The sequence below is a fragment of the Pantoea sp. SM3640 genome (genome assembly GCF_015654165.1).
Taxonomy (GTDB): Bacteria; Pseudomonadota; Gammaproteobacteria; order Enterobacterales; family Enterobacteriaceae; genus Pantoea; species Pantoea vagans.
In genome coordinates, this window is sequence record NZ_CP064872.1 from 2,125,321 (window position 1) to 2,142,849 (window position 17,529).

13 protein-coding genes are annotated in these 17,529 nt (G+C 59.7%); 3 read left to right on the forward strand and 10 right to left on the reverse strand.

Features of this window, described 5'->3' with window-relative positions; all coding sequences use genetic code 11:
* Positions 1-112 precede the first annotated feature (112 nt).
* The 7 genes from IV493_RS09885 to IV493_RS09915 all read right to left on the reverse strand — a co-directional run bounded on the left by IV493_RS09885 (position 113) and on the right by IV493_RS09915 (position 7,625).
* A complete protein-coding gene (locus IV493_RS09885; protein WP_051926492.1) occupies positions 113-1,546 on the reverse strand; it encodes a YchO/YchP family invasin in 1,434 nt (477 codons plus the stop codon).
* 175 nt (positions 1,547-1,721) lie between these two features.
* The gene (locus IV493_RS09890; RefSeq protein ID WP_033732425.1) at positions 1,722-2,519 is read right to left on the reverse strand and encodes a glucose 1-dehydrogenase; all 798 of its coding nucleotides are present in this window, start codon (positions 2,517-2,519) and stop codon (positions 1,722-1,724) included.
* Positions 2,520-2,530: 11 nt separating this feature from the next.
* On the reverse strand, positions 2,531-3,598 hold the full coding sequence (locus IV493_RS09895; protein WP_195857061.1) for an ABC transporter permease: 1,068 nt from the start codon (positions 3,596-3,598) through the stop codon (positions 2,531-2,533).
* A gap of 38 nt (positions 3,599-3,636) precedes the next feature.
* Positions 3,637-5,169, reverse strand: a complete 1,533-nt coding sequence (locus IV493_RS09900) for a sugar ABC transporter ATP-binding protein (protein WP_095707295.1) — start codon at positions 5,167-5,169, stop codon at positions 3,637-3,639.
* Between the two features lie 10 nt (positions 5,170-5,179).
* On the reverse strand, positions 5,180-5,791 hold the full coding sequence (locus IV493_RS09905) for a DUF2291 family protein (RefSeq protein ID WP_013357648.1): 612 nt from the start codon (positions 5,789-5,791) through the stop codon (positions 5,180-5,182).
* Between the two features lie 45 nt (positions 5,792-5,836).
* The gene (locus tag IV493_RS09910; RefSeq protein WP_033732417.1) at positions 5,837-6,772 is read right to left on the reverse strand and encodes a D-ribose ABC transporter substrate-binding protein; all 936 of its coding nucleotides are present in this window, start codon (positions 6,770-6,772) and stop codon (positions 5,837-5,839) included.
* Positions 6,773-6,827: 55 nt separating this feature from the next.
* Entirely contained in the window at positions 6,828-7,625 is a 798-nt protein-coding gene (locus IV493_RS09915; RefSeq protein WP_195857062.1) for a GolD/DthD family dehydrogenase, read from the reverse strand.
* Between the two features lie 352 nt (positions 7,626-7,977).
* On the opposite strand from IV493_RS09915, the gene IV493_RS09920 reads away from it, so the two are divergent.
* The 3 genes from IV493_RS09920 (at position 7,978) to mazF (ending at position 9,523) form a co-directional block, all read left to right on the forward strand.
* Complete coding sequence (locus IV493_RS09920) at positions 7,978-8,790, forward strand: DeoR/GlpR family DNA-binding transcription regulator (protein WP_195857063.1); 813 nt, start codon at positions 7,978-7,980, stop codon at positions 8,788-8,790.
* A 148-nt stretch (positions 8,791-8,938) separates the two neighbouring features.
* The gene (gene mazE, locus IV493_RS09925) at positions 8,939-9,187 is read left to right on the forward strand and encodes a type II toxin-antitoxin system antitoxin MazE (protein ID WP_033782896.1); all 249 of its coding nucleotides are present in this window, start codon (positions 8,939-8,941) and stop codon (positions 9,185-9,187) included.
* Positions 9,188-9,523 (forward strand): endoribonuclease MazF, encoded by a 336-nt coding sequence (mazF, locus tag IV493_RS09930; RefSeq protein ID WP_061062307.1) that lies wholly within the window; start codon positions 9,188-9,190, stop codon positions 9,521-9,523.
* Positions 9,524-10,008: 485 nt separating this feature from the next.
* Here the strand turns inward: mazF and cobA are convergent, their stop codons facing one another.
* Genes cobA through nirB form a run of 3 tightly spaced genes read right to left on the reverse strand, consistent with a single transcriptional unit; the run spans position 10,009 to position 17,527 of the window.
* Entirely contained in the window at positions 10,009-10,848 is an 840-nt protein-coding gene (cobA, locus tag IV493_RS09935) for a uroporphyrinogen-III C-methyltransferase (RefSeq protein WP_195857064.1), read from the reverse strand.
* Positions 10,848-13,466, reverse strand: coding sequence for a nitrate reductase (locus IV493_RS09940; RefSeq protein WP_195857065.1), 2,619 nt, complete (start codon positions 13,464-13,466; stop codon positions 10,848-10,850). Before IV493_RS09940 ends, cobA begins: the two co-directional genes overlap by 1 nt.
* Positions 13,463-17,527 (reverse strand): nitrite reductase large subunit NirB, encoded by a 4,065-nt coding sequence (gene nirB / locus IV493_RS09945; RefSeq protein WP_195857066.1) that lies wholly within the window; start codon positions 17,525-17,527, stop codon positions 13,463-13,465. Before nirB ends, IV493_RS09940 begins: the two co-directional genes overlap by 4 nt.
* Positions 17,528-17,529: the final 2 nt, after the last annotated feature.

Genomic DNA, 17,529 nt, shown 5'->3' on the forward strand with positions numbered 1-17,529 from the left:
ATAAGCCTGACGTTAGCCTGTCATCAGCACGACTCTGTGATGAACCCGGCTGGACGTGCCATGCACCGCGCCGGCCGGATTTACCTGCCAGCGCCGTGCTGGCAGGTTTCCGTTAGAGCGCCGTGCCGGTGGGTGCCATTAAATCGTAACGATCGTTCTGCGGGGATGCGTCCATGGCCATCGGCGGCTCAATTTTTAGGGTGATCCAGTTAGAGGTGACACGCTGCTGCTTGCTGTCCTCCAGCGTCACCGACAGCCGGTATTCGTTGCTGGCGTCTGGCGACGGATCCCATTGCGGTAGGATCACACTCCAGCCCTGCGGATCCGCATTATTGGCCGGTGGCGTCAGGCTCAGCGCCTGCGTGTCACCCTGCCAGCTCACTGCCTTGATGTCATTGCTGGCCCGCACCTGCAGCTTCAGCGGCAGGCTCTCGCCACTGCTTAACTGCCAGGGAGGTGTCGCCAGGAACACCGACAGCGTTTTGCGCTGACGGAATGCGAGCACCGGCGTATCGCTGCGGGTCACGGTATCGTAACGGCTGCCGCGCAGGGAGCGCGCTTCGGCGACGTTACCGGCATCAAGCTGACGGCTCAGCGCTACGCCAAAGCGGTAGTTCAGTTTCAGCCCCAGCTGATCCTGGCTTTCACCGGCACTGCTGGTTTTGTGGGTGGCCGACAGCGTTACCAGCGGCACCGGCGTGTAAGAGAGGCCAAACGACATGGCGGAGGGATTGTGATAGCGGTTGCCGCTGTTAAACAGATCGACATTCTCACCCAGATATTGCTGATAGCTCACCGAGACGCCCAGTTGACGATAAAAGGGCAGATAGCTCTGGCTGGTGATGTCATAGCCGCGCGCCATGCGCTGCTGCTGCGAGTTGCCCAGATTTTTCCAGCCGGAAAGCGGCTGATAGTAGTTGGCAGAGAAACGCATCGAATCACTCCAGGCCTCAGTCCCCACCGAGGCGCGCTGCAGGCCGCTGCTGAAGACATGATCGACAAAGCCGTTGTAGCCCAGCAGCCAGTTACCGGCGTCCCAGCGTTGTCCCAGTCCCGCATTGCCGACCAGACCCTCGCCGGTATCATGCAGGCCAAGCTGGCTGAAGGTAAGCAGGCTGTTCTCGTCGGCCAGTGCGCTGAAGAGATCGCCGCCCGTGCCGGCAAAGTTACCGTTCATGTCGACTTTCAGATCGAGCTGCGCGGTGCCGTAAGGGGAAAGCAGTGACTGCCCTTCACTCTCGACCCGGTCGGCCACTTCATCGCGCAGATGATTGAAGGCCCAGACGCCCGCCTGCTGGCCAAACGTCACATTGCTGTCGCTGTTGTTACTCGCTTCACCGATGCTTTTCGCCACGGCTGCCAGCTTTTTGCTCCACGCTTCATCCTCGTCGCGGGTGCTGCCAAGCGTCGGCAGCGACTCACTGTAGCGCGCAGGATTGTCGAATGGCGTTTCTGACACTGCCGTTTCAGTCTGAAACGCACGGGCGCTCTGCAAGGCAGAGAGCGACAGCGCAATCAAAGAGAGAACCCCTGTTTTCCGTATCATGTCACCCGGCACGTTGATTGATTTGTTGCTGCGATAAAGTCAAATTCATTGACAGTTACCTTAACATATTGTGACGGCGATGCAGGACAGCAGAGGCAAATTGTGCATATACCAGAAAAGTCTGGCACAAAAAAAGGCCTGCTGTGCAGCAGGCCCGGGGTTATCTCTGGTGTCTTCAGGAGAAGATTAAGCCGCCATCCACGTTAATGGTCTGTCCGGTGATATAGCGCGCATCGTCTGAAGCCAGAAACGCCACCAGCCCGGCCACATCCTCCGGCTGACCGGCACGCTTCAGCGGAATGTTTTTCACCCACTCCGCCATCAGCTCACCTTTGCCGTAGGTTTTCTCCTCGCTGCTGAGGATCTCGCCCCAGACGCGATCATTGTAATCCCACATCTCACTCTCAATGATGCCGGGACAGAAGGCGTTGACCGTAATGTTCCACGGTGCCAGCTCCAGCGCCAGACTCTGCGTAATGCCGATGACCCCCATTTTGCTGGCGGCATAGTGCGGCGTGTAAATAAAGCCCTGTCGTCCCTGCCCAGATGAGGTGTTAATCAGACTGCCGCTGCCCTGCTTCACCATATATTTCGCCGCTTCACGACAGCAGAGCCAGACGGCAGTGGTGTTCACGGCCAGAATCCGTTCAAAGTCGCTTTTCGGCATGGTGTCGAAGCGGTCAATGGTAATCACGCCCGCATTCTGAATCGAGACGTCAATCTGACCAAAGCGTTCAAAGGCCTGCTGATAGAGCTGCTGCACCGCCGCTTCATCTGTGACGTCGACCTGCAGCGCCAGAATCTCACTGCCATACTGCTGCGAAAGCTGGTCAGCGGTGGCAAAGACCCGATCGGCATTCGACACCATCACCAGCCTGGCCCCATCGCGGGCGAAACGCGCCGCGATCCCGGCACCGATGCCGCGACAGGCACCGGTAATCACCACTGTTTTTCCACGTTGCTCGCGGCTCATAATCGCTCCTGTTAACTGTGACGGATATCAGTGAGAGGCACTGCCTGCTGCTTTTTTTCATGGCGACGCAGCAGCACCACTTTGCTTTGCAGACGTTGCTGGAACTGGTCGATCACGACGGCTGTGACAATCACCAGACCTTTAATCACCATCTGCCAGAAATCGCTGACGCCCATCATCACCATGCCATCCGCCAGGAAGACGATAACGAACGCGCCAATAATTGAGCCGGACACCCGGCCACGTCCGCCCGCCAGCGCCGTGCCGCCCAGCACGGTGGCACCAATGGCGTCCATCTCAAACATGTTGCCGGTCATCGGATGCGCGGTCTGCAACTGAGACGCCACTACCAGCCCGACCAGACCGGCGCAGAGGCCGGAAAAGGCGTAAACAAAAATTTTCACTTTGACAATCGGCACGCCCGCCAGCCGCGCGGCGGACTCATTGCCGCCAATGGCGTAGATGTAACGGCCCAGCGGGGTTTTGCGCGTCAGGTAGAGGCCGAGCAGCAAGAAGCCGAGCATCAGCCAGATCGGCAGATACACCCCCAGCACGGTACCGGAACCCAGCAGGGCAAAACCGGTGTTGCCCAGCGCGGGCATCCCGACCAGATTGGCGTAGGTGCCGCCATCGTTGAACAGCAGTGCCGCACCGCGCGCCACATACATCATGCCCAGGGTGCAGATAAAGGGAGCCACGCCCAGCCGGGTGATCACCGTACCGTTAATCAGCCCCACCAGCACGCCAAAGATCGCCACCACCAGAATCACTTCAGGCACGTTGAGAAACAGCGTATTGCCGCCCCATAACGGAATGCCACTGGTCAGCAGCGCACCCGCCACCATGCCGCAAATCCCGGCGACCGCGCCTACAGAGAGATCGATACCGCCGGTGAGGATCACCAGCGTCATCCCTATCGCCAGCAGCCCGGTAATGGCGACGTGCTGCGTCATAATCAGCAGGTTAGAGGGGGTCAGAAAGTTCGGCACCATCACGCTGAAGAAGCCGACCACAATCAGCAACGCAATAAAGGTGCGCGCCTTGAGCAGGTACATATAGAGCAGATATTTTTGGTTCATGACGTTCTCCGGCCAGCTTAGCCCAATGGGCCAGGTGCTTAATCCTGCGGGGTTGATGCCGCGATCAGATGTTCTCTCGTTGCCGCTGCGCGGGGCAGATCGGCCGTTATCCGGCCATCGGCCATCACTAAAATGCGGTCCGCCAGCGCCATCACCTCATCCAGCTCGGACGACGAAAACATCACGGCCAGCCCCTGTTGCGCCAGATTGCCAATCAGGTGATAGACGTCGGTTTTGGCACCGACATCAATGCCGCGCGTCGGCTCATCCAGCAATACCACCTGCGGCCCGGTCATCAGCGCCTTACCCAGCACCACCTTCTGCTGATTACCGCCACTCAGCGCCGTGACCGGCAGATCGGGATCGCTGACTTTAATCGCCAGATGGCCGATCATCTCACTGACCCGCTGCTGTTCCCGCCCCGGATTCAGCAGCCCCAGCGCCCGACGAAAACCGCGCAGGCTGAAGTCAGAAAGCGTCATATTGGCGGTAACCGACATCAGTTCAATCACCCCTTCGCCTTTACGATCTTCGGGCACCAGCGCGATGCCGCTTTTCAGCCGCTGCTGAAAACTGCGTTTCGCCAGATCCTTACCGGACAGCCGGACCCGGCCCGACTGACAAGGCATCAGCCCAATCAGCCCCTTAAACAGCTCCGTGCGTCCCGCGCCCAGCAGCCCATAAATGCCGATCACCTCGCCTTTACGCAGGCTGAAACTGACCTCATTAAGCTTGTAGCCGCCGTTCTGATGCAGCGCGGTCAGCCCCTCAACCTCCAGCACCGTTTCCCCTTGTGGCGCAGGCTGATAGTCGAACTGTTTTTTCTTATCGCCCACCATCTGGGCGATAATCCACGGCACGCTGGCGTCGCGCACCTCGCGCTCACTGATAAAGCGCCCATCGCGAAAAATGGTGATGTGGTCGCCTATCTCCATCAGCTCTTCCAGCCGGTGTGAGATATAGATAATGGTGACGCCGCGCCGCTTCAGCTGATCGATGACATTGAACAGCACTTTCACTTCCGACTGGCTCAGGGCGCTGGTGGGTTCATCCATGATCAACACCCGGGTATCCTTCGACAGCGCCCTGGCAATCTCCACCAGTTGCTGATGCCCGATGCCCAGCTCGCCCAGCGGCGCATAGGGATCGACATCGAGCTGCAGCCGCTGCAGCAGCGATTTCGCCAGCGCGTACTGATACTTTTCATTGATGACGCCGCGCTGGAAAAACTCGTTGGCGATAAAAATGTTGTCCATCACGTTCATGTTGGGAAACAGATTCAGCTCCTGGAAAATGATACTGATCCCCTGCTTCTCCGCCTGATGGGTGGAGTTCAGCGACACCACCTGGCCATCCAGCAGAATCTCGCCCGACGACGGCGTTTCAACCCCGGCCAGCATCTTCATCATGGTGGACTTGCCGGCCCCGTTCTCCCCGATCAGGACATTCACTTTGTTGCGATAAACGCGATAGCTGACCTGATCGAGCGCGGTCACACCAGGATAGAGACGCGACACGTTGCGCGTTTCGATAATCACGTCGCCGGACGTTTGCGGTTGCGGATTTTGCATCTGCCGCTCCTTATTGCCGGGTGATGGCAGCCGGAGTGATATCCGGCAGCTGTTGCGGAATGTCCCAGCTGCTGAACACGCCAGTAACACTCACTTTGTCGCCGACCTTCGGCGCGAACTGCTGCATCAGGGTTGAGGCGTGCTGGTTGATCGCCTTGCCGTAATCACCAAACAGCACCTGATCGTTGAAGTCCTGATAGCTCGCGCCTTTATAGACATCGCGCAACGCCGTGCCACGAATGATTGGCCCGACCTGTATAGTGACACTGTCACCTGATTCATCCTTCACGGCCATCTTTCCGCTGCGGGAAGTGGTATTGACAGCCGTTACCTCGCCGCGAACGGAAACGCTGAAAACACAGGGATTCTCAGCCTGACTGCGATAACCGTAGGTCTGGCAGGCGCTGTCAAAGTCTTTGGCAGATTGCAGCGACGACATCAGCGTCGCCAGCGGTTTCGCCTCGGCCTGGACCTGCGGCACCAGCTTCTGCTGCCAGAGCTGGTCGATGTTGGCCATCTTCGGATTGGGGGGATTCTTCAGGTCAGCCAGCTCCTGCTGCGACACAATTTTGCAGCCACCTGACAGCATGACCACCAGCGTCAGCCAGACTCTTCGTGACATCTTCTTCTCCCTGGCGCCCGCTTTCGCAGGCGCGGCAGCGGTTAATTACGACTTGTAGTTAAAGTCCTGGACGCCTTTGGCGTTTTCCGGAGTAATCAGAATGCCGCGGAACATCACCCGCTGTTTTTCCGGCTTCACGCCTTTCTGAATGAAGTTATCGAGATCGGTCACGCCTTCGGCGGCGATCGCCTGGGCCTGCAGCATCACCGTGGCTTTCAGCGTGCCTGCTTTAACCGCATCGCGTTCATCGTTGCTGCCATCAATCCCTACCACGATCACATCGTTGCGACCGGCTGCTTTGAGTGCCGCAATGGCACCCAGCGCGACCGGGCCATTACCGCAGATCACCCCTTTCACATCGGGATGCGCCTGCAGGATGCTGTCCATAATGCGCTTGCCGTCGATCAGGGTGCCTTTGGCATCCTGACGCGCCACGCTCTGCATATCGGGATATTGATCCAGCACCTGATGGAACGATTTTGAGCGGGTCACACAGTTGTTGTCGGCCAGGTTACAGGCGAGCTCGGCGTATTTGCCCTTTTCCCCCATCTTCTCGACAAAGACGTTGGCCACATCTGAACCCGCCTGGAAGTTGTTGTGGGTAATCTGCGCCAGCGCCACGTCATCCACCGGGATTTCACGGTTGATCAGCACCACCGGAATCCCGGCATCTTTGGCTTTTTTGATTGCCGCCACGCTGGCGGTGGAGTCGGCGTTATCCAGCACGATACCCTGCACTTTCTTACCGATAGCGGCGTCGATCAGTTCGCTCTGCTTCTTCACATCTTCGCCGTGCGACAGCACCGTGGTTTTGTACCCTAGCGCCTGTGCTTTGAGATTGGCGCCTTTGGCTTCAGAAGCGTAGTAAGGATTATCGAGTGAGTTAACCAGAATCATAATGGTGCCTTTTTCGGCGGCCAACGCCGCCTGAGAAACCAGACAGGCAGCCACGGCAGTGCACAGCAGGGTACGGTTTTTCATGATGTTCTCTCTTATCGTTATGGCAGGGTATGAAGTCCCGGGTGTTGGGTTGGCCTTACCAGATGGTGAAGCCACCATCGATCATCAAATCTGCGCCGGTAATCATGTCGCTGCCGTTGCTGGCGAAGAACAGCACGGCGGCGGCGATCTCATCGGTATAGGCAAAGCGACCGAGCGGAATCAGCTTTTTCATCTGCTCGCCCTTCTCGCCGCGCCAGGCTTTCTCGCCCATCGGCGTCAGTACTACGGTAGGCGACAGGGTATTTACGTTAATGCGATGCGTGGCAAACTCTTTAGCCATCACTTTGGTCATGCCCAGCAGGCCCGCTTTGGCGGAGGTATAGGCGACATGGTTGTCGATCGCGATGGACGCCGCCTGGGAGGCGATATTGATAATTTTGCCGCCTGCGCCAGCACGGATCATCAGCCGTGCGGCCGCCTGCGAGCAGAGGAAAGGTCCGGTGAGATTTACCGCGATCTGCTTCTGCCACTCGGCAAAATCGGTCTCAATCACCGGCTGCAGCATCACGTAGCCTGCGCAGTTGACCAGGATATCGATGCGGCCATAGTGGGCAACCACCGCGTCAAACGCCTCTTCCACCGACGCGGGATCGGTGACATCACAGCAGACAAACTGCACCCGATCGGCCGCGAAGTCCGCCTGCAGACTGGCAACTTTCTCCGCTTCAAACGGCGGATAGAGCAGTGCCAGACGCGCGCCTTTCTCCAGCAGCATGCCATTAGTCGCCATCGCGATGCCGCCCAGCCCGCCAGTCACCACAGCCACCTTACCGGCCAGGTTCATTGCGGTATCCACGCCGTAGCGCAGGTTTACGTCATATTCACCACTCATCCCACTCTTCCCCTCATATTTTTGCTGATGCCGCTGACTCAATCATTTTCGAACAAAAATATAAGCTATCGAAAAGAAATGATATGTGGGGCAGATCAAATTTCGACCATCTGCCGTTCAAAGCGGCTTATCTGATTGAAAAGACGTGATCTGGCTTCCAGTCCCGAAATAAAGCCTGCTGCCTGCAATCCGGAAACCCTGAAAGATTCAATAACCTGCGGATTATTTGCTTTCGTTCGAAAATCAAAGGCAATTCAGGTCATCTCGCATTCATAAAAATGGCGCGTTAAACTCAGCGACAGAGACCTTGTTCGCCCGAGCCATCAGGTTACTGGAAAAGGGAGCATTTCGATTGAAAAGCAAAAGTGAGCAGTTCGCTGACATGCAGCAACGCCGCGAGAAAATTCTGGAGATGATCCGTGAAGATGGTACGGTCACGGTCAAAGCGCTGACCGAGACCTTTGGACTGACTGAAGCCACATTACGCAGCGACCTGCGCATGCTGCAAAAACAGGGGTTTGTGCAGCGCTATCATGGTGGCGCAACGCTGATGACGGGCAAGCAGAATACCGGCGCGATGCTGCTGGAGCGGCAGACCCATCTGGAGGAGAAAGAGGCGATTGGACGACTGGCGGCACAGCATATCGAAAATGGCGACACGGTGATTTTCGATTCCGGTACCACCACCACCGCGATTACCGATGCCATCAGCCATATCCGCCGCTTATCAGTGGTGACCACCGCAGTGAATATCGCCCTGAAACTGGGCGGCGAACCGGGGATCAACATCCTGCTGACCGGCGGCACCTTTAAGTTCCCGACGCTCTCCACCTCGGGCGAGAAAGCGGCCAGCTTTTTTGAAAATGTGCTGGCCGAAAAACTCTTTCTGGCCACCGCCTGCATTTCACCGCGTCTGGGCCTGAGCTTTCCCAGCGAAACGGATATCAAGGTCAAACTGGCGATGATCAAATCTGCCAATACGGTTTACGTGGTGGCGGACTCCAGCAAAATCGACAAGGTATCGATGTTCGCGCTGCCCTGTGACTGGAGCAACATCCACTACCTGATCACCGACAGCGGCATCAGCACCGCGCAGGTTAAAGCGTTTGAAGCCTTAGGCGTGAAAGTGCTGGTAGCCCCGCTGCCGCTGAAGCGGGCGATGTAATGCTCCTGCTTTTTTTATGCAGGAAGCCTGGCACGCGCACTGCACCTGACGAAACACGACAATACCCAACGTTCAGGCTCACACCACTTGTGTATACAATGTATATTGCGCTAGCATGTATCTACATTGTGTATTGGAGGCATGTTAAATGATTCATGGAAATGTTAAACGCTGGGGTAACTCTCCAGCAATACGTATCCCGGCGACATTGATGCAGGCACTCAATCTTAATATTGATGACGAAATAAAAATCGATTTGGTTGAAGGAAAACTCATTATTGAACCTGTAAAGCAGGAAGTTGGTTACTCTCTTGCAGAACTGCTTGAAGGCGTGACAGAAGAAAATCTGCACGATCCGGTTGAATGGGGTGAGCCTGTCGGGAAGGAGATTTGGTAAATGGTAAGCCGTTTTGTGCCTGAAGCCGGAGATATCATCTGGGTGGATTTTGATCCGACCAAAGGAAGTGAGCAGGCAGGTCACAGGCCAGCTGTTGTTCTTAGCCCGTTTGCTTACAACAATAAAACCGGCATGTGTGTCTGTGTACCCTGCACAACGCATTCAAAGGGATATCCGTTCGAAGTTCCCATAAGCGCTGAGAAAGATAGCGTTGCCCTATCCGACCAGGTAAAAAGCATCGCCTGGAAAGTCAGGGGGGCCATCAAAAAAGGTGTCGTTTCCGCAAGCGAACTTCAGCAAATTCGTGGAAAGATAAAAGTCATCATCGGTTTATAGCCTCAGTAGTTTCTGAACAATCAGACACATCGGTCTTTCCGAAAATGATTCTTCAAGGCAGGCCTTTTCTGCCTAAGCAAACCGCACCGGTCTGCCCCCACATCCCGGCACGTGCGCGCTCACCATCCGCACCTAATTCAGACCTGTTCCAGCAAAACCCCGCACCAATGCCAACCGTGCAGGAATGGCCTGCCTGAAGAGCAAAGTGTGCGAGCCAGGGATGGCGAGCCCAGTCCGCAGGGATGCGGGATCCCTTTGCGATCAGGCAGGCTTTTCCTGCACGACGCACCGTACTTCCTGCACGACATACCGGCTCTTCAAATCATTCCTTCTTTCTCACCCAAACCTACCTGCACCTAATCGCGTCCGCTTCCGCAAAACCTCCGCACCATCGCCAGCCGTGCAGGAATGGCCTGCCTGAAGAGCAAAGTGTGCGAGCCAGGGAGGGCGAGCCCAGTCCGCAGGGATGCGGGATCCCTTTGCGATCAGGCAGGCTTTTCCTGCACGTCGCACCGGCTCACCGTCGCATCCCCCCGCACCTGCAAATCCGCCCGATAAAACCGCACGACCTCACCCACCACCAGCAGCGACGGCGACACCGGCTTCTCCTGCGCTACCGTCTCCGCCAGGCCACCCAGCGTGGTAATCAACACCCGCTGATTCGGCCGGGTTCCATTCTCAATAATCGCTACCGGCGTCTCCGGATCACGCCCCTGCGCCTGCAACTGCGCACTGATCGACGCACTCCAGCTCAATCCCATATAAAACACCAGCGTCTGATTCACCGCCGACAGCGCGGCTGCATCCAGCTGAGGCTCGCCGCACCGGCCATGGCCGGTAATCAACCGCAGCGACTGCGCACAATCCCGATGCGTCAGCGGAATTCCGCTGGCCGCCGCACAGCCCACCGCCGCCGTAATCCCCGGCACTACCTCACAGCGAATCCCGGCCTCCTGCAGACTCACCATCTCCTCGCCACCGCGCCCAAAAATAAACGGATCGCCTCCCTTCAGCCGGATCACATTGCGCCCGCTGCGCGCCAGATCCACCAGCAGCTGATTAATCTGCGCCTGCTTCAATCCGTGCTGCCCCGGCTGCTTACCTACGTCAACGCATAACGCGCTCTCCGGTACTTCCGCCATCACCGCTTCACTCACCAGCCGGTCATACACCACTACTTCGGCCCGCTGCAGCAACCGCAACGCCTTCACCGTCAGCAACTCTACATCGCCAGGGCCTGCGCCCACCAGCCACACCGCACCCTGCGGCTTTGCCACACCGGCCGGGGCCAGTAACTTATCCAGAGAATCAATTGCTCGCGTCATCATTCCTCCACAACCACGTCGGACAACAAAAGCTGCTTCAGCTCCGGAATACAGGAGCCACACTGCGTGCCGCACTTCAGCTTCCGGCCCAGTGCCTGAGTGGTTCGACACCCCTGCGCTATCGCCTGCAAAATCGTCTGCTCACCCACCGCCATACAGCTACAGATAATCCGGCCTGCCGCGCTGCGCTGCACCGACTGGCCCGCCAGCACGCTGTGCCGCCCGGCAGCATCCTGCGGCGCATCCGCAAAGGCCGCCGCGACAAATGCACTATCAATCGACGGCAACATGGATCCGGCATAAAACGCCAGCTGTAACACACCGTCACGCCATGCCAGCAGCCGGTAATCATTGCCGCTGCCAGTGGCGACCTGCAGGTCACAGCCTGACAGATCAACCTGCCCGGCCAGCCATGCCTGCGGCGATCCCTCGCCTGCTACCGCATAACGCTGCACCGCCGCATAGGGCGCACGCGACCAGTAACGCAATCCTGCGGGCTGCGTAATCCCGCGCTGCCACAACCAGCCCTGCCAGCTCACCGCCAGCGGCAGAATCCGGACCGGCGTCTGCTTCAGCGCAGGCTGCCCTGAAAACGGACAGGCGCGGGCGGCGACCAGCATATCGACGTGACTCTGCTGACTGAACTGCCGGTTCCAGTGCATCGGCACAAACAGCTCGCCGCGCCGCATCCCGGCATCAGCGCGCACCCGCGCGCTAATCCAGCCCTGTACTGACTGCACCCGCGCCAGACCGCCTGCCGTCACGCCATACTGCGCGGCGTCAGCGGGATGAAGCGCCACAAACGGCTCATCACAATGCTGCATCAGACGCGGCACCAGCCCGGTGCGCGTCATGGTATGCCACTGATCGCGCACCCGACCGCTGTTCATCAATAGCGGATAAGCCGCATCACGCGGGGTTAAGGCGGGCGTGGCCGGGACAAGCAGCCGGGCTTTGCCGTCAGGGTGAAAAAAGCGGCGATCGCCAAACAACCGTGCACAGCCCTGCGGATGAGCAGCATTTACCGGCCACTGGACCGGACGCAGCGCATCCCATTCGGCCTGGCTCAACTGCGCCAGCCCGCTGATATCAAATGCCCGCTGACCGTCATTCTCAAAACCCGACAGCGCCGCGTGCTCGCAGAAAATCTCAGCCGGATGCTGCCAGTTAAATCCCTCACGGAACCCCAACCGCTGCGCCACCTGCGCCAGCAGCCACCAGTCAGGCCGGGTATCACCTGGTGCGGCGGCAAAGGCGCGCTGCCGCGAAATACGTCGTTCTGAGTTCGTCACGGTGCCGTTCTTCTCGCCCCAGCCCTGGGCGGGCAGCAGAATATCGGCAAAAGTGCTGGTGTCGGTCTGCGCCATCACATCTGAGACAATGACCAGCGGACAGGCCGCCAGCGCCTGTGCCACGCGATTGCCTTCCGGCATCGACACCGCCGGATTAGTGCCCACAATCCACACTGCTTTCACCTCGCCTTCGGCAATCGCCCTGAAGAGATCCAGCGCCATCAGCCCCGGCTGGCGGGCCATCGACGGGCTGCGCCAGAAACGCTGCACCCGGTCGCAATCCTCGTCAGTAAAACTCATGTGCGCTGCCAGCTGGTTCGCCAGACCGCCCACTTCGCGACCGCCCATCGCATTTGGCTGTCCGGTCAGCGAAAAAGGCCCGCAGCCCGCACGGCCTATTATGCCTGTCAGCAGATGCAGATTAAGAATCGCCTGGTTATTGTCGCTGCCGGTGGCGGACTGATTAATCCCCATACACCACAGCGTCAGCACCCGATCGTGCTGGCTGAACAGCCGGAAAAAATGCATCACCTGCTGTTCCGTTAAATCACAGGTCTCTGCGACCCGCGCGACATCCCACTGCGCGGCGGCGGCCAGGGTTTCACTCACGCCATTCAGGTGCGGCAGCATGCTGGCATCAAGACCATCGTTCTGCGCCAGCCAGTGCAGCAGACCGGAAAACAACGCCGAATCGCTGCCGGGACGCAGTGGCAGATGCAGATCGGCCTGATCACAACTGGCCGTGCGGCGCGGATCGATAACAACTATGCGCATCGCCGGTCGCTGCAGCTTCGCCTGCATCAGCCGCTGCCAGACCACCGGATGTGCCCAGGCAGCATTGGACCCCACCAGCAAAACCAGATCGGCCTGCTCCAGATCCTCATAACAGCAGGGCACCGCATCTGCCCCCAGCGCCCGCTTATAACCGACTACGGCTGATGCCATACAGAGCCGCGAATTGGTATCGATATTGGCGGCACCGATGTAGCCCTTCATCAGCTTATTGGCAACGTAGTAATCCTCGGTCAGCAACTGGCCTGAACCGTAAAACGCCACCGCCTGCGGACCATGCTGATCGATCACTGCCCGTAATCCTGCCGCTGCCGCATCCAGCGCCGCATCCAGGCTGACCGGCTGGCCGTTAACCTGAGCGGTAAGAAGACGCCCCTGTGGCGTCAGCGTCTCGCCCAGCGCCGCGCCCTTAACGCACAACCGGCCTGCGTTAGCGGGATGGTGCGGATCGCCGATCACCGTTGCCTGATGATTGCCCTGCGACGTGACGCAGACGCCACAGCCGACGCCGCAATAGGGACAGGTGCTGTTCATGATGCCTGCGCCAGCGGATTTTGCGGACGGTTTGCCAGCCAGATCTGCCCCGCTTCCAGCTTCACCGGCCAGCAGCGCAGCTGGTGCTGCGGATTATCCAGACTCTGTCCGTCACGCAGCCGCACCCGCTGCTTGTAGAGCGGAGAGATCACCACCGGCTCGCCGCCGACGTCACCCAGAATCCCGCGCGACAGCACGCTGGCATCGCTGCCGGGTTCACGATCCTCCAGCGCATAGAACGCGTCGCCAAAGCGGAACAGCGCAACACGTTCGCTGCCGAGCCGCGCCCCGATCCCCGCTTCTGGCGGAATCGCCTCCAGTGTGCAGACGGCGCTCCACGGCTCGGCGGGCAGCTGCAGCAGCGGGCGCGCAGCCACGGCTTCAGGCTGCCGCTGGCCGCGTACCCGGCTGTAGTGCAGGGTTTCATCGGGCTGCTCGCTGTTGATCGTCGGCGTAAACAGCGCGAGCCGCGACGGGTCCGCCAGCGTGGTCTGCCACTCGCACTGATATGCCTCCACCACCCGCTGCATCTCCTGCTCCAGCGTCTCGCCCAGCCCAAGGCTGTCCTCAATCACCACCTGCCGCAGGTAATCAAGACCGCCTTCCAGATTGTCCAGCCAGACGCTGGTGCGCTGCAGACGATTAGCCGTACGGATATAGAACATCAGCAGGCGATCGACATAGCGCAGCAGCGTGGCATCGTCGAGGTCGCTGGCGAACAGGTCGGCATGGCGCGGCTTCATGCCGCCATTGCCGCAGACATAGAGGTTCCAACCCTTTTCGGTGGCGATCACGCCGATATCTTTGCTCTGCGCTTCCGCACACTCGCGCGTACAGCCCGAAACCGCCATCTTGATCTTATGCGGGGCGCGAAGTCCCTTGTAACGGTTCTCCAGCGCGATGGCGAAGGCGGTCGAATCCTGCACGCCGTAGCGGCACCAGGTCGATCCGACACAGGACTTCACGGTGCGCAGCGACTTGCCGTAGGCGTGACCGGTTTCAAAACCGGCCTCAAGCAGCGTCTGCCAGATAGCGGGCAGCTGATCGAGCCGCGCGCCAAACAGGTCGATACGCTGCCCGCCGGTGATTTTGGTGTAGAGGTCATAACGCGCCGCCACTTCCCCGATGGCGATCAGCCCCTGTGGCGTGATTTCACCCGCCGGAACGCGCGGCACCACCGAATAGGTGCCATCTTTCTGGATGTTGGCGAAGTAGCGGTCGTTGGTATCCTGTAGCGGCAGGTGCGCCGGTTTCAGCAGATAGTCGTTCCAGCAGGAGGCAAGAATCGACCCCACCAGCGGCTTGCACACTTCACAGCCCTGCCCCCTGCCGTGTGAGGCCAGCAGCGCATCAAAGGTTCTGAACTCACCGGCCCGTACCAGGTGATAAAGCTCCTGCCGTGAATAACTGAAGTGGTCGCAGACATCTTTTTTCACCTCGACGCCGAGAGTTTCCAGCTGAAACTCCATCACCTGCTTCACCAGCGCCGCACAGCCGCCGCAGCCGGTGGCCGCTCTGGTGCAGCTTTTGATGCTGCTCATCTCACCGCATCCGCCTTTCACCGCCGCGCAGATATCGCCCTTGCTGACGTTGTGACAGGAGCAGACCTGGGCGCTGTCGGGCAACGCTGCGACGCCTGGTGCTTTCGGCGCCCCGGCCAGCGCAGGCAGGATCAGGCTCTCCGGCGCGGCAGGCAAGGGTAAATCGTTGAGCATCATCTGCAGCAGCGTGGCGTAATCGCTGCTGTCCCCGACCAGCACGCCGCCCAGCAGTCGGGTGCCCTCCGCAGAGACCACGATTTTCTTGTAGATGCCTTTTGGCCCGTCGGTCCAGTGATAGTGCTGGCTGCCCGCCGTGCGGCCATGCGCATCACCGAACGACGCGACCTCCACGCCCAGCAGTTTCAGCTTAGTGCTCATGTCCGCGCCGCTGAAGGCAGCCGGTTCAGCCGCCAGATGTCCGGCCAGCACCCGTGCCATCTGATAGCCCGGCGCGACCAGGCCAAAGATCTGGCCGTTCCACAGCGCGCATTCACCAATGGCAAACACGTCGTCATCACTGGTCTGACAGCGATCGTTAATCTCAATGCCGCCGCGCGGCCCGAGCGTCAGGCCCGCCTCGCGCGCCAGCTCATCGCGCGGACGGATACCGGCGGAGAACAGCACCAGGTCGCCGGGTAAATGGCTGCCGTCAGCAAAGCGCAGCACCACGCTGCCGTCGGGCTGCTGCTCAATCAGCTCGGTCTGTTTTGAGGTGTGAACCGTCACGCCCAGCGCATCGATCTTCTGACGCAGCATCAGTGCCCCGCCCTCATCAAGCTGTACCGCCATCAGGCGCGGCGCGAACTCCACGACGTGCGTCTCCAGCCCGAGCTGCCGCAGCGCATTCGCCGCTTCCAGACCCAGCAGGCCGCCGCCAATCACGATACCGCGCTGGCTATGCCGGGCGCAGGCGGCAATGGCATCCAGGTCATCCAGCGTGCGGTAGACAAAACAGCGTTCGCCGTCGTGGCCCGGCACCGGCGGGACGAACGCGCGTGAGCCGGTCGCCAGCACCAGCTTATCCCACGCCAGCTCATTGCCCGCGCTGTCACGCAGGCTGCGCTGCTGGCGATCGATCGTCACCACTGTGCAGCCGCAGCGCAGTTCAATACCGTGCAGGGCAAAGAAGTCTGCGCCGACCAGCGACAGATCGCCGGCCGTTTTACCGTTGAAATAGTCTGACAGATGCACCCGATCGTAAGCCTGCTGGCGCTCCTCGCCATAAACCACGATGTGATAGTGCTGATGCAGTTCACGGGCAACCAGCTGTTCAAGAAAGTGGTGACTGACCATGCCGTGACCAATGACGGCTAAAACCGGTTTACTCATCTCAGGACTCTCTGCAGCCTGTGGCTGCGGTTCAGGTTGATCGTGATCGAACAGGGCATCGAGCGTGACAGGGTCGGCGCGCTGCAGACGTTCCAGCAGCGCGGGGCCCTGCCTGGTGTCGCCAGAGAGCAGTACGCCACAGAGGCGGCCCTGACGGAGAAAAAGGCGGCGGTAGTCGCCGGAGAGCGGATCAAAACTGCTGATGGACAGCGCCTCGCTGACATCCCCGGCGCTGAACAGCGAAATGCCGCTGACTTTGAGCCGCGTCGCCAGCGGCTCACTGACGAAATCTGCCAGCGGCGATCCCGCCAGCTGCGCCGCCAGAATCTGTGCCTGCGCCAGGCAGGGCGCGACCAGGCCAAAGGTTTCGCCCGCGATTTCGCAGCACTCGCCCACGGCGTAAACATCGGGAATGGCGCTGCGCAGCTGACCATCGACCAGAATGCCGCGCTGACACGGTAGCCCTGCCGCCTGCGCCAGCGTCACCTCAGGCTGAACACCGATGGCGATCACCACCTGCGTGGCGGCGCAGTGACGCCCGCAGGTCAGCGTCACGCCCGCCTCGTCAATCGCCGACAGTCCGCTGTTCAGTTCGCAGTGGATACCGCGTTGCGCTAAGGCCGCCAGCAGCAGCTCACCCGCTTTTGCATCCAGCTGGCGATCCAGCAGCCAGGGTTTATGGTGCACCAGCGTCACCTCACGGCCACGGGCGCGGAGTGCCGCCGCCGCTTCAATGCCGAGAAAGCCGCCGCCCAGGATCACTACCGGTCCCTGGCCCGCCAGCAGTCGCCGGACGTCGGCGATGCTGCGAAAACCCATGACGGACTCTGCGTCGATGCCGGGAATCGCGGGCAGACGGGGCTGCGATCCGGTGGCAAACACCAGCCGATCCCAGTCGAGCTGGCGCTGATCGGTCTGCACCGTCCGCGCCGCCAGATCGACCTGCTGCACGGTTTCACCGTTCAGCAGCGTCACGCCGTGCCGCTGATACCAGTCGCGATCGTGGATCAGGGTGTCAGTGAAGGACTTTTCACCCGCCAGCACCGGCGACAGCAGCACGCGGTTGTAGTTGCCGTGCGGCTCGCGGCCAATGACCGTAATGGCGTAACGCTGAGGCGCACGCTGCAGCAGGCTCTCCACCATCTGCATCCCCGCCATGCCATTGCCTATCACCAGCAACCGTTGCCTCATGG